Genomic DNA, 13,069 nt, shown 5'->3' on the forward strand with positions numbered 1-13,069 from the left:
CCGTGCTTCGCACTGCGGTGCAAGCCCCCTTCGGAGCGGCCGGGCGGGGGCTCATCTCTTGAGCTTCGGGTCGAGCGCATCGCGCAGGCCGTCGCCGAGCAGGTTGAAAGCCAGCACGGCCGCGAGAATCGCGAGGCCGGGAAAAGTGACGACCCACCAGGCACGCAGCACGAACTCGCGTGCGTCGGCCAGCATCGTTCCCCACTCGGGCGACGGCGGCTGCGCGCCGAGGCCGATGAAGCCCAGCGCCGCCGCATCGAGAATGGCGGTCGAGATGCCGAGCGAGGCCTGCACGATGAGCGGCGCGGCGCAGTTGGGCAGCACTTCGCGGAACATCAGGCGCAGCGTGCCGGCACCGCTCACGCGTGCGGCGGTCACGTAGTCGCGCGAGATCTCGGCAATGACCGCGGCGCGCGTGATGCGCACATAGTGCGGCAGCACCACGATGGCTACCGCCACCATGGCGTTGATCAGCCCCGGCCCGAGGATCGCGACGATCACGATGGCCATCAGCAGGCTCGGCATCGTGAGCACGATGTCCATCATCCGCATGATCGCGATCTCCAGCACGCCGCGGAAGAAGCCCGCGACCAGTCCGAGCACCACGCCGATGACCACCGACAGCGCCACCACGGCAACGCCTATCGACAGCGAGAGCCGCGCGCCGAACATCAGCCGCGAAAGAATGTCGCGCCCGATGGCGTCGGTGCCCAGCACATAGCTGGCCGAACCGCCCTCCTGCCATGCCGGCGGCAGCAGGAAGACCGCGCTGTTGGTTTCGTTCGGCGCATGCGGCGCAATCCACGGCGCGAACAACGCCACGAGCAGCAGCACCGCGATGGTGGCGAGCCCGATGACCGCGCCGCGGTTGGCGGAAAATGCGGTCCAGAACTCGCGCCAGGGACCGGGCGGCGGCTGGCCGGTACCAGGCCCGGAAATGACTTGGGTAGAGGCCATCGTCAGTGCCTGATCCTGGGGTTGATGACACCGTAGGTCACGTCGACCAGCAGGTTGATCAGCATCACGATGCCGCCGAGCAGCAGCATGCCGCCCTGCAGCACCGGGTAGTCGCGCCGTCCGATGGCTTCGATGAGCCACTTGCCGACGCCGGGCCACGAGAAGATGGTCTCGGTGAGGATCGCGCCCGTGAAGAGCACGCCCACCTGCAGCCCGATCACCGTGACCACCGGAATCAGCGCATTGCGCAATGCATGCAGCCCCACCACGCGAAGGTGCGAAAGGCCCTTGGCGCGCGCGGTGCGGATGTAGTCTTCGCCCAGCACCTCGAGCATGGCCGAGCGCGTCATGCGCGCAATGACGGCCAGCGGCACGGTGCCGAGCACGATGGCCGGAAGAATCAGGTGGTGCAGCGCCGACCAGAAGGCATCGGTGTCGCCGGCGCGCAATGCGTCGATCAGCAGGAAGCCGGTTTCCGGCTCGACGAAATACTGCACCGAGATGCGCCCGGAAACGGGCGTCCATCCGAGCTGCACCGAAAAGAACAGGATCAGCAGCAGCCCCCACCAGAAGATCGGCATCGAATAGCCGGTGAGCGAGGTGGCCATCACGCCGTGGTCGAAGATGGAGTTGCGCCGCACCGCCGCAAGAATGCCGGCCGGAAGCCCCAGCAGCAGCGCAAAGGCAATCGCGCACACACCAAGCTCGACCGTGGCGGGAAACAGCGCCAGAAACTCGCTCATCACCGAGTCCTGCGTGATGAGCGACTTGCCGAGGTCGCCATGCAGCACGCGGCCGATGTAGATGCCGTACTGCACGATCACCGGCTTGTCGAAGCCGTAGGCCGCGCGCAGCTGCGCATGGCGCGCGGGGTCGATCCCGCGCTCGCCGGCCATGGTTTCAATGGGGTCGCCCGGCACCAGCCGGATGAGAAAGAAGGCAAGCAGCGTCATGCCGATGAAGGTCGGCACCAGCAAGCTCACGCGCGTGAGTAGGAAGCGAAGCATCGCCCCGCAATATGCAAGATCGATGCCGCCGCCCTACCCGGGCCGAACCCTTACTTTTTGCTGTCTCGCAACTCGCGCCGCAGGATCTTTCCGACCGGGGTCTTCGGCATGTCGGCGCGGAACTCCACGATCCGCGGCTGCTTGTAGCCCGTTAGATTTGCTTTGCAATATTCGCGCACCTGCGCTTCGGTCAGCGACGGGTCTTTCTTGACGATCACGAGCTTGACGGCCTCACCGGTCTTTTCGTCGGCAATGCCGACCGCCGCGCATTCGAGCACGCCCGGAACCTGCGCCACCACGTCTTCGATCTCGTTCGGGTACACGTTGAAGCCCGAGACCAGGATCATGTCCTTCTTGCGGTCGACCACCTTGAAGTAGCCGCGCTCGTCGACCATGCCGATGTCGCCGCTCTTGAAGTAGCCGTCGGGCGTCATGACCTTGGCGGTTTCGTCGGGGCGCTGCCAGTAGCCGGCCATCACCTGCGGGCCCTTGATCGCGATTTCGCCGGGCTGGCCCGGCGGCACCTCGCGGCCGTCGTCGTCGAGCAGCTTGAGCCACGTGCTCGGCAGCGGCAGGCCGATGGTGCCCGTGTAGGCCTTGCTGTCGGTCGGGTTGCAAGTGGCCGAGGGCGAGGTTTCGGAGAGGCCGTAGCCTTCGCAGATGGAGCAGCCGGTTCTCTCGAGCCACAGCTTTGCGACCGCGGCCTGCACGGCCATGCCGCCACCCACCGAGACCTTGAGGTTCTTCCAGTTGACGGTATTGAAATCAGGATGGTTCGCGAGCCCGTTGAAGAGCGTGTTGACCGCGGGAAAGGTGTGGATCGTGTGCTTGGACAGCTCCTTGAGCACGCCCGCGAGGTCGCGCGGATTCGGAATCAGGATCAGCTTCGCGCCCGTGCGCATGCTCAGCATCATGCCCACGGTAAAGGCGAAGATGTGATACAGCGGCAGCGCGCACACGCCCGTGGGCTGCTCGCCGGCCGGAACCTTCGCCATGGCCGGCTTGTTCCAGGCTTCGGACTGCAGCACGTTCGCGATCACGTTGCGATGCAGCAGCACCGCGCCTTTCGAAACACCCGTGGTGCCGCCGGTGTACTGCAGCACGGCCACGTCGTCGGGACCGATGACCGGCAGCTGCAGCGTGCGGCTCGCGCCCTGGTCGAGCGCGTCGTTGAAGCGCACCGCGCCCGGCAGGCTGAATTGCGGCACCAGCTTCTTGACGTTGCGCACCACGTAGTTGACGAGCGCACCCTTGAGGAAACCGAGTCGGTCGCCCATGGCCGCCAGCACGATGTGCCTGATGGGCGTGGCCGCGATGCATTGCTGCAGCGTGGTGCCGAAGTTCTCCATGATGACGATGGCCTTGGCGCCCGAGTCCTTGAGCTGGTGCTCGAGCTCGCGCGGCGTGTACAGCGGGTTCACGTTCACCAGGATCAGCCCGGCCCGAAGGATGGCCGCGACCGCGATCGGATACTGCGGGCAGTTGGGCATCATGACGGCGACACGGTCGCCCTTGGACAGTGCGAGACCCTGCAGATAGGCCGCGAAGGCCTTGCTGAGCTTGTTGGTCTCCCCGTAGCTCACGTCCTTGCCCATGAAGCTGTAGGCCGTGCGCTCGGCGTACTTGGCGAAGCTCTCTTCCATGAGCGCCACCAGCGACGGGTATTGCGGAGGATCGATATCGGCAGGCACGCCTTGCGGGTAGCTGCCGAGCCAGGGACGATCGGTCATGGATGTGTCTCCTCCAAATCGGGTCATTCAAAAAACGAAAACGGCGCACTGGATGGCGCCGCGATGATCTGGCCCGCGCTGCGCGGGCGCGGTCCTTTGGCCTATTCGATGGCCTTGCCCATATCTTCCACTACTTTTTTCGCATCGCCAAAAACCATCATGGTCTTGTCCATGTAGAAGAGTTCGTTGTCCAGGCCCGCATAGCCCGCCGCCATGGAGCGCTTGTTCACGATCACCGTCTTGGCCTTGTAGGCTTCGAGAATCGGCATGCCGTAGATCGGGCTGCCCTTGGTGTGCGCCGCCGGGTTCACCACGTCGTTGGCACCCAGGATGATCGCCACGTCGGCCTGGCCGAACTCGCCATTGATGTCTTCCATCTCGAACACCTGGTCGTAGGGCACTTCGGCCTCGGCCAGCAGCACGTTCATGTGGCCCGGCATGCGGCCGGCCACCGGGTGGATCGCGTACTTGACGGTGATGCCCTTCTCGGTGAGCTTGGCCGCGAGTTCCTTGACCGCGTGCTGCGCGCGCGCCACCGCGAGGCCGTAGCCCGGCACGATGACCACCGTCTCGGCATTGCCGAGCACGAAGGCCGCGTCGTCGGCGCTGCCGCTTTTCACCGGCCGCTGCTCCTTCGCGCCGCCGGCCGCGCTGACCGCCTCGCCGCCGAAGCCGCCCAGGATCACGTTGAAGAACGAGCGGTTCATCGCCTTGCACATGATGTAGCTCAGGATCGCGCCCGACGATCCCACCAGCGAACCCGCCACGATCAGCATCGCGTTGTTCAGGCTGAACCCGATGCCCGCGGCCGCCCAGCCCGAGTAGCTGTTGAGCATCGACACCACCACCGGCATGTCGGCGCCGCCGATCGGGATGATGATGAGCACGCCCATCACGAAGGCCAGCGCCAGCATCGCGAAGAACGCCGGCCAGCTTTCGGTGGCCATGAACACAAGGCCGAGCCCGATCATGGCCAGGCCCAGCACGAGGTTCAGCATGTGCTGGCCCGCGAACTGCACCGGCGCCCCCTGGAACAGCCGGAACTTGTAGGTGCCCGAGAGCTTGCCGAACGCGATGACCGAGCCGCTGAAGGTGATGGCGCCGATAGCCGCCCCCAGGAACAGCTCGAGCCGGTTGCCGGTGGGGATGGGCGCGCCCTTGGCGATGCCTTCGAGCATGGCCGCGGGTTCGACCACGGCCGCGACCGCGATGAACACCGCCGCCAGGCCGATCATGCTGTGGAAGAACGCCACCAGCTCGGGCATCTTGGTCATCTCGACCGTCTTGGCGCGGTAGGCGCCGTAGCCGCCGCCCACCACCAGTCCCAGCAGCACCCAGGCCAGGCCCATGAGGTGGCCGCCGGCCAGGTTGTAGATCAGCGCCCCGGTGGTCACCACCGCGATGGCCATGCCGGCCATGCCGAAGACATTGCCGCGGATGGACGTCGTGGGATGGCTCAGGCCCTTCAAGGCCTGGATGAAGCAGACGCTCGCAACGAGGTACAGCAGCGTGACGACATTCATGGACATATCAGTTCTCCCCCAGGCTTGCCACTGCGTGTGCTTCGCGCACCCCCCTCCGGGGGCCCGCGCCTTCGGGCGGCCGTTCGGCGCTCATTGCGCGGCTCCCGATTCAGCCTTGGGTGCGGCCTTTTTCTCTTTTTTCCTGAACATCTCGAGCATGCGCCGCGTGACCAGGAAGCCGCCGAAGATGTTCACCGCCGCGAGCGCGACCGCGAGCACGCCCATGGTCTTGCCGAGCGTGGTTTCGGTGAGCGCGGCCGCGAGCATGGCGCCCACGATCACGATGGCCGAGATGGCGTTGGTCACGGCCATCAGCGGCGTGTGCAGCGCGGGCGTGACGGTCCAGACCACGTGGTAGCCCACGTAGATGGCCAGCACGAAGATGATGAGGTTGATGACGGTGTGGGAAACGGGATCCATGATTTTTCTCCTCGCGGGGGTGCCGGGGGTGGCTTATTTCTTCGTGACCTGGCCGTCCTGCGCAACGCGGCAGGCGGCGACGATGTCGTCCTCGAGGTCGATCTTGAGCCCGCCCTCCTTCGTGACGATGAGCTTGAGAAAGTCGAGCACGTTGCGCGCGTAGAGCGCCGACGCATCGGCTGCCACCAGCGCCGGCAGATTGGTTTCGCCGATGATCGTCACGCCGTGCTTGACCACCGTCTTGTCGGCCTCCGACAGCGGGCAGTTGCCGCCCTTCATCTCCCCGTTCACATCGGGGCCCTTGCCGGCCGCGATGTCGACGATCACCGAACCCGGCTTCATGGACTTGACCATGTCTTCGGTGATGAGCGTGGGCGCGGCGCGGCCCGGAATGAGCGCGGTGCTGATGACGATGTCGGCCAGCGCCACGCGCTTGGCCACTTCGACCTGCTGGCGCGCCAGCCAGCTGGCAGGCATGGGCTTGGCGTAGCCGCCGACACCGACGGCAGCTTCTTTCTCTTCGTCGGTGTCGTAGGACACTTCGATGAACTTGCCGCCGAGCGATTCGATCTGTTCCTTCACGCTCGGGCGTACGTCCGACGCTTCGATGACGGCGCCCAGGCGCTTGGCGGTGGCAATGGCCTGCAGACCCGCCACGCCGACGCCCAAGATGACCACGCGCGCGGCCTTCACGGTGCCGGCGGCGGTCATCAGCATGGGAAAGAAGCGCTGGTACTTGTCGGCCGCGATGATCACGGCCTTGTAGCCAGCGATGTTGGCTTGCGATGAGAGCACGTCCATGCTCTGCGCGCGGGTGGTGCGCGGCGCGGCTTCGAGTGCGAAGGCCGTCAGACCGGCCGTGGCCAGCCGCTGCAGGCCGGCGGCATCGAAGGGGTTGAGCATGCCGATGACCACGGTGCCCGGCTTCATCAATGCGGTTTCGGCGTCGCCGGGCGTGCGCACCTTCAGCACCATGTCGGCCCCGAAGGCGCCTGCCACGTCGGTGATTTCGGCCCCGGCGGCCTGGTAGGCGGCATCGGTGACGCTGGCCGCAACGCCGGCGCCCGACTGCACGCGAATGGTGTGCCCCGCGGTGACAAGTTTCTTCACCGTCTCGGGTGTAACGGCCACACGGGTTTCGCCGGCCGTCGTTTCGGCAGGCACGCCTATCAGCATAGAGATCTCCTCAGGGCAAGGGCAACACGGAACGCGGGCAGAGCTTACAGCAAGATTACGGCTGCCACTGTCGCCTGGATGCAGCATCTATTTGCCTCTTGATGACCGTGATCATTGCATTTCCAGCTATATAAATGCTAGCGCTGCGAGGTGTTGCGCACGTGGCGCCGATGGCCTTGCCGTGTGCATGACGGCCCGGCCGTTTGCTGGCTCGCTCCGATGCGCGATGAGACGTCCCTCATCGCAGCCTCGAATTGATTGGATTGGCCGCAGGCAAACGGATATTTGTTTTCAATTGTTCGCAACTGCAGCCACTCTGACGGGAAAAACTCCGATTACGTGCATTAGTTGCAGGCAACCTTCATTGCCGCAGACGCAGATAGATACACTTCCTTTTCGACGGCACCCAGAGGCTGGCGATGGTCGGAAGAAGGGGATGGAATGCGTATTGCAGTACTTGATCACGAGCCTGATCAGCTTCAACTGATCAACCAGGCTATGGCGGGGTTCGGACACGAATGTCACCCCTACACCGAAGGGCGAACACTGCTACAGGCGTTGCGCCGGCAAACCTTCGATCTCCTAATTCTCGATTGGGGGTTGCCCGACATACGAGGCATCGACGTGGTGAAGGCCGTTCGCAACGAGCTCAAAAGCCGCCTGCCCATTCTTTTCGTGAACGCACAACGCGACGATGCCGATGTGGTTGAAGGGCTTAATGCCGGCGCCGACGATTTCATGTCCAATCCCGGCCGCGCCAAGGAACTCGAAGCGCGTGTCAATGCGCTGCTGCGCCGGTCTTACCCGGCCCAGCACGAAGTGGAACTGGTGTTTGGCGACTACCACTTCTACCCGCCCTCGCGCATCCTCAAGGTCAAGGGCGTGCAGGTCGACCTGAAGAACCGCGAGTACGAACTGGCGCTGTTCCTGTTTCAGAACCTGGGCCGCCTGCTGTCGCGCGAACATCTTCACGAGGCGGTCTGGGGGCTCGGCGTGGAAGCGCTGTCGCGGTCGCTCGACACCCACATCTCCCGCCTCAGAACCAAGCTCGCCCTGCGCCCGGCGAGCGGATTCCTGCTGTTGGCCATCTACGGCATGGGCTATCGGCTCGAAACCATCGAATCGAACCCGCTTTCCGACGGGCTCGCCCGGTAGGCAGGCAAACTTCCGTTCGCGGCGCTGCGCCGCATCGCCGATTCGGCCGCTTCGGTTCGCACAGGCGGGGAATCTCTGCGGAGATACCGTCTCCAACCGCTTCGTTCCACCGCTGCACGCGCAATGAGGCCGATGAAAACAACCACCAGGTCGCTGCTGCTGATCGCCGCCCTGCTCTGGAGCGCCCTCGCGGGCTCCGCGGCTGCACAGGACGTGGAAGCCAGCGACATGGTGCAGGGCGGCATGCAGGCCATCCGGATGATCGACCAGGGGAAGGCCGAAGAACTCTGGGACGGTGCCACGGCCGCCGCCCGAAAGCGCACCACACGCACCGACTTCGTCGCCAAGGTTTCGAAGAGCCGCTCGCCGCTCGGCACGCCTGTCCAACGGACCTGGGTGGCGGTCAACCGCCAAGCCGTCGCCGACCCGGACGCGGACACGGCCGGCCAATATGTCAGCATCGAGTACGAAACCCGTTTCAGCAAGAAGCCGGACGGCACCCTGCGCGAACTCGTGAGCTTCCATCTCGACTCCGACCGCGTCTGGCGCTTCAGCGGCTATGTGCTGCGCTAGAAAAAGAAGACACATGACGATATCGCGCTGGAAACCCAATGTCACCGTTGCCGCGGTGATCGAGCAGAACGGCAAGTTCCTGCTGATCGAGGAGCACACGGCCCAGGGGCTCAGGCTCAACACTCCCGCGGGACACCTCGACCCCGGCGAATCGCCGATCGAAGGCTGCGTCCGCGAGACGCTCGAGGAAACCGCGCACGCCTTCACGCCCACCGCGCTGATCGGCATCTACATGGCGCGCTCGAGCCATCGCACCGGCAACAAGGAAGACGTGACCTACATGCGCTTTGCCTTTGCCGGCGAGCTCGGCGCGAGGGAAGCGGGCCGCGCGCTCGACGAAGGCATCGTGCGCACCGTCTGGATGACGGCCGATGAAATCCGCGCCAGCGTGTCGCGGCATCGCAGTCCGCTGCTGCTGCAGTGCATCGAGGACTACCTGGCCGGGAAGCGGTATCCGCTCGACCTGATCCACGTCGACGAATCGGTGCGCTGACGGCTGCAGCGCACCGGCTTCGGACGGCTCAGACGATGACTCCGCCGCCGAGGCAGCGCTCGCCGTCGTAGAGCACCGCCGATTGGCCCGGCGTGACGGCCCATTGCGGTTCGCCGAAGCGCAGGCTGAACGCGCCATTCGCGCCATCGGAGAGTTCGCAGCCCGCATCGGCCTGCCGGTAGCGCGCCTTCGAGCCGTAGCGGCCCGGTGCAGGCGCCTCGCCCGCCACCCAGCTCGCATCGCCCGCCGTCAACGCCGACGACAGCAGCCACGGATGGTCGTGCCCCTGCACCACCCACAGCGTGTTCTTCTCGACATCCTTGCGCGCCACGAACCACGGCGAATGGTCGCCCGAGCCGCGCTGCGCGCCCTTCTCCTTGACGCCGCCGATGCCCAGCCCCTGCCGCTGGCCCAGCGTGTAGAAGCTCAGGCCCTGGTGCTCGCCGAGCTTGCGGCCCCGGTCGTCCTTGATCGGACCCGGCTCCTTGGAGATGTAGCGGTTCAGGAACTCGCGGAACGGCCGTTCGCCAATGAAGCAGATGCCGGTCGAGTCTTTCTTCTTCGCGTTGGGCAGGCCGATTTCTTCCGCGATGCGGCGCACTTCGGTCTTGTGCAGCTCGCCCACGGGGAACAGCGTCTTCGACAGCTGCGCCTGGTTCAGCCGGTGCAGGAAGTAGCTCTGGTCCTTGGAGGGGTCGAGCCCCTTGAGCAGCTCGTGCCTGCCGGTGGCCTCGTTCAGCCGCACGCGCGCGTAGTGGCCGGTGGCGATCTTCTCGGCACCGAGGCGCATCGCATGGTCGAGAAAGGCCTTGAACTTGATCTCGGCATTGCACAGCACGTCGGGGTTGGGCGTTCGGCCGGCCTTGTATTCGCGCAGGAACTCGGCGAACACGCGATCCTTGTAGTCGGCCGCAAAGTTGACGTGCTCGATCTCGATGCCCAGCACGTCGGCCACGCTGGCGGCGTCCACGAAGTCGATGTTCGACGAGCAGTATTCGCTGTCGTCGTCGTCTTCCCAGTTCTTCATGAAGATGCCGACCACCTCGTGCCCCTGCTGCTTGAGCAGGTGCGCCGTCACCGCGGAATCGACCCCGCCGCTCAGTCCCACCACGATCCGTTGCTTTGCCATAAGCCCGCCATTGTCCCAGCCCGGCGGCAAGACCGGCGGCGTGGGGGATTCAGCCCTGCTGGCGCAACCCGGCCAGCAGCTCGTAGGACCGCAGCCGCGCCACGTGGTCGAACACCTGCGAGGTGATCATCAACTCGTCGGCGCCCGTGCGCTCGATGAAGGCCTGCACGCCTTCGCGCACCCTGGCGGGCGAACCCACGGCCGAACAGGACAGCACCGAGTCGAGCAGCGCGTTCTCCGCCGGACCGACCTTCTGCCGGTAGTTTTCGATGGGCTGTGGCAGGCGCCCCGGCCGGCCGCTGCGCAGGTTCACGAACGCTTGCTGCCACGAGGTCGCGCGGAACTCAGCCTCTTCGTCGGTGTCGGCCACGAACACGTTGAAGCCCAGCATCACGTACGGCTTCTGCAACTGCGCCGAAGGCTTGAAGGTCTCGCGGTAGATCTGGATCGCCTGCATCAGCTGCTGCGGCGCGAAGTGCGAGGCAAAGGCGTAGGGCAGGCCCAGGTGCGCGGCCAACTGGGCGCCGAAGGTGCTCGAGCCCAGGATCCACACCGGCACCTCGAGCCCCGCGCCGGGCACCGCGCGCACGGGCTGCTGCGGCGTTTTCGACATGAAGTCCATCAGTTCGACCACGTCCTGCGGAAACTGGTCGGCATCGGATTCGAGGTTGCGGCGCAGCGCACGCGCCGTGCGCTGGTCGGAGCCGGGCGCGCGGCCCAGTCCAAGGTCGATGCGCCCCGGATACAGCGACTCGAGCGTGCCGAACTGCTCGGCAATCACCAGCGGCGAATGGTTGGGCAGCATCACGCCGCCCGCGCCGATGCGGATGGTCGAGGTGCCGGCGCCGATGTGGGCAAGCAGCACCGCGGTGGCCGCGCTCGCAATGCCCGGCATGCCGTGGTGCTCGGCCAGCCAGTAGCGCTGGTAGCCCAACTTCTCCCCGTGCTGCGCGAGCGAGAGCGAGTTGCGGAACGACTGCGCGGCGTCGCTGCCCTCGGTGATCGGGGAGAGGTCGAGGATCGAGAACGGAATCATGGGCCGGATGATGGCGCGATCCGGCCGTCCTTGCTCGTGCAGGCTATTCCGTGCTCTGGTAGACAGCTTCCACCGTGGCAAAGTCGCGCGCCTGCTGCTCGATGCTCACCTCGAACGGTGCGCTCTCGCCTGGGGCGATGGCCGGCAGGTTCTCCACCATCTTGAAGCCGGTGAGCCGGCCCTCCCGGTCGCGCAGGCTGACCCACACGCGGGCCTTGCGCACGATGCCGGTGCCGGGGTTCTTCACGCTGCCCTTGATGTCCACCGCCTTGTAGGCAAAGCGCTGGCTGAAGTTGAGCAGCACGCTGCCCGTGGTCGCGCGGGTGCTGTCGATCGTGACTTCCAGCGGCGTGCGCGGGCCGGGCAGCGCCGCGCGCCGCATCGGCTTCCATTCGACGCGGGTCTGCGTGATGCGGTCGGCGCGCGATGGATCGATCTGCACCGGAAAGCGCTCGCCCGGATACAGGTACGCCGGGCCGCCGAGCACGGTCGTGCCGTCGAGCTTGCTGCCGTCGAAACGCGAGATCACCGCCGCCGGGGCAATGGCGATCTGGTCCTTGCTGCGATTCACCAGCTCGGTCATGTAGGTGCGCTGGTGAATCGTGCTGAGCCCCGGGATCAGCGGCAGCAGTTCCAACTGGGCCTGGTCGAAGCGCTCGCTCTCGTCGGCCAGCAGGTCATCGGTGCCCATGCGCAACTCGGGGTTGAACACCTCCGGCCCGCCCACGGCACGGATCACGCGGTCGGTGCCCAGCACCGCCACGCGCGCACCGTCGGCCTCGAGCGTGCTGTAGCCGATGCGGTAGTCCCACGCCGCCACCGCCGCGCCGCGGCCGAAATCGCGAATGCCAATGTCCATCGAGGTGCGCGCGCCGGGCTTCAGTTCGCTCGCCTGCGCGTAGCCATGGCCGATGCCGATCACGTTTCCCGCATCGTCGTACAGCGTCACGAGGGCCTCGATGCCGGCCAGCGTGGCGCTGTTGTCTTTCGCGTTGGCGACGCGGCCGACCAGCCGGACCCCGGCCGTGCCTTGCTGCACCAGCCGCACGCGATCGAAGACCAGCCGCGGCCCCTGCGCCAAGCGGTACGGCGCCGAAAGACGCTGCACCTCCAGCTCATGGCGCGTTGCGGTTCTTGCGCTCGGCAGAGCGATCAGCACCGGCGCGCTCTCGCCCGGCTGGAGCACGCCAATGGGCAACGATTCACTGCGCTCTTCGAGCCGGGTATCGCCGTCGTAGAACACCGCCTTGATGTTGGCGCGCTCCAGCGGCTTGCCGGTTTCGTTGCGCGCCACCACCAGCAGCCTGGCCTGCGCCGAACCACCGCTGCCCACCAGCACCTGGCGCGGCTCGCCGAGCCTGAGCCCGTCGGACGGGATCGTGCGGTCGACCACCGTTGCCCTTGCGGGCTGCGCGCGGGGACGCTCATCGCGCGCCGAGATCAGGCTGGCCACCATCACCACCAGCCCCACGCCGAGCACCGCCGCCACCGCGATGCCCGCATGGCGCATGACCATTTTTTGCTTGAGCGCCTGCTCTTGCGCGAGGCGCTGCCCCGCCGCGTTCTTCACCTGCTCGAGCACACGATCGAGCCGGTCGGACACGTTGTCTTCGACCAGCGTCACCGAGCCGCAATGCTGGCAGGCGTACTGGTTCGGGCCGGTGCGTTTCAGCGCATTGCTGCCGCACTCGCCACACTTGAGCGTCTGGAGGTCGATGGTCATGAAGCGCTTTCCGTGTTCTTCTTGTTTTCTGCGGCGGCAAGCGCGTCGCGGCGCCGGTTTTCTTCGGACGACATGCGCGGTGCGTTCGCAGGGACAGGGGTGGAAAGAGCAGGTCGAATGGAGAGGGCGAGGCAGCTTATCAGACGG

At 65.9% G+C, this 13,069-nt stretch carries 12 protein-coding genes; 3 read left to right on the forward strand and 9 right to left on the reverse strand.

Annotated elements, in window-relative coordinates; genetic code table 11:
- Positions 1-51: 51 nt before the first annotated feature.
- The 6 genes from QFZ42_RS23420 to QFZ42_RS23445 form a co-directional block, all read right to left on the reverse strand.
- Positions 52-957, reverse strand: coding sequence for an ABC transporter permease subunit (locus QFZ42_RS23420; RefSeq protein WP_307703260.1), 906 nt, complete (start codon positions 955-957; stop codon positions 52-54).
- Positions 958-959: 2 nt separating this feature from the next.
- A complete protein-coding gene (locus tag QFZ42_RS23425) occupies positions 960-1,964 on the reverse strand; it encodes an ABC transporter permease subunit (RefSeq protein WP_307703261.1) in 1,005 nt (334 codons plus the stop codon).
- A 50-nt stretch (positions 1,965-2,014) separates the two neighbouring features.
- Positions 2,015-3,694 carry a long-chain-fatty-acid--CoA ligase gene (locus tag QFZ42_RS23430; protein WP_307703262.1) on the reverse strand — a complete coding sequence of 560 codons (1,680 nt, stop codon included), beginning with the start codon at positions 3,692-3,694 and terminating at the stop codon, positions 2,015-2,017.
- A 101-nt stretch (positions 3,695-3,795) separates the two neighbouring features.
- The gene (locus QFZ42_RS23435; protein WP_307703263.1) at positions 3,796-5,223 is read right to left on the reverse strand and encodes an NAD(P)(+) transhydrogenase (Re/Si-specific) subunit beta; all 1,428 of its coding nucleotides are present in this window, start codon (positions 5,221-5,223) and stop codon (positions 3,796-3,798) included.
- 84 nt (positions 5,224-5,307) lie between these two features.
- Positions 5,308-5,637 (reverse strand): NAD(P) transhydrogenase subunit alpha, encoded by a 330-nt coding sequence (locus tag QFZ42_RS23440; RefSeq protein ID WP_307703264.1) that lies wholly within the window; start codon positions 5,635-5,637, stop codon positions 5,308-5,310.
- A gap of 33 nt (positions 5,638-5,670) precedes the next feature.
- The gene (locus tag QFZ42_RS23445; RefSeq protein WP_307703265.1) at positions 5,671-6,813 is read right to left on the reverse strand and encodes a Re/Si-specific NAD(P)(+) transhydrogenase subunit alpha; all 1,143 of its coding nucleotides are present in this window, start codon (positions 6,811-6,813) and stop codon (positions 5,671-5,673) included.
- A gap of 441 nt (positions 6,814-7,254) precedes the next feature.
- On the opposite strand from QFZ42_RS23445, the gene QFZ42_RS23450 reads away from it, so the two are divergent.
- The 3 genes from QFZ42_RS23450 (at position 7,255) to QFZ42_RS23460 (ending at position 9,034) form a co-directional block, all read left to right on the forward strand.
- Entirely contained in the window at positions 7,255-7,968 is a 714-nt protein-coding gene (locus tag QFZ42_RS23450; RefSeq protein ID WP_307703266.1) for a response regulator transcription factor, read from the forward strand.
- Between the two features lie 132 nt (positions 7,969-8,100).
- Positions 8,101-8,541, forward strand: coding sequence for a DUF4019 domain-containing protein (locus QFZ42_RS23455; RefSeq protein WP_307703267.1), 441 nt, complete (start codon positions 8,101-8,103; stop codon positions 8,539-8,541).
- Positions 8,542-8,554: 13 nt separating this feature from the next.
- Positions 8,555-9,034 (forward strand): NUDIX hydrolase, encoded by a 480-nt coding sequence (locus tag QFZ42_RS23460; protein ID WP_307703268.1) that lies wholly within the window; start codon positions 8,555-8,557, stop codon positions 9,032-9,034.
- Between the two features lie 28 nt (positions 9,035-9,062).
- On the opposite strand, the gene mnmA is transcribed toward QFZ42_RS23460, so the two are convergent.
- The 3 genes from mnmA to QFZ42_RS23475 are packed head-to-tail and all read right to left on the reverse strand — an operon-like array spanning position 9,063 to position 12,922.
- Complete coding sequence (gene mnmA / locus QFZ42_RS23465) at positions 9,063-10,163, reverse strand: tRNA 2-thiouridine(34) synthase MnmA (RefSeq protein WP_307703269.1); 1,101 nt, start codon at positions 10,161-10,163, stop codon at positions 9,063-9,065.
- 49 nt (positions 10,164-10,212) lie between these two features.
- A complete protein-coding gene (locus tag QFZ42_RS23470) occupies positions 10,213-11,199 on the reverse strand; it encodes an LLM class flavin-dependent oxidoreductase (protein ID WP_307703270.1) in 987 nt (328 codons plus the stop codon).
- A gap of 43 nt (positions 11,200-11,242) precedes the next feature.
- Positions 11,243-12,922, reverse strand: a complete 1,680-nt coding sequence (locus tag QFZ42_RS23475; RefSeq protein ID WP_307703271.1) for an FxLYD domain-containing protein — start codon at positions 12,920-12,922, stop codon at positions 11,243-11,245.
- Positions 12,923-13,069: the final 147 nt, after the last annotated feature.

The sequence above is a fragment of the Variovorax paradoxus genome, from assembly GCF_030815855.1.
GTDB classification, from domain to species: domain Bacteria; phylum Pseudomonadota; class Gammaproteobacteria; order Burkholderiales; family Burkholderiaceae_C; genus Variovorax; species Variovorax paradoxus_M.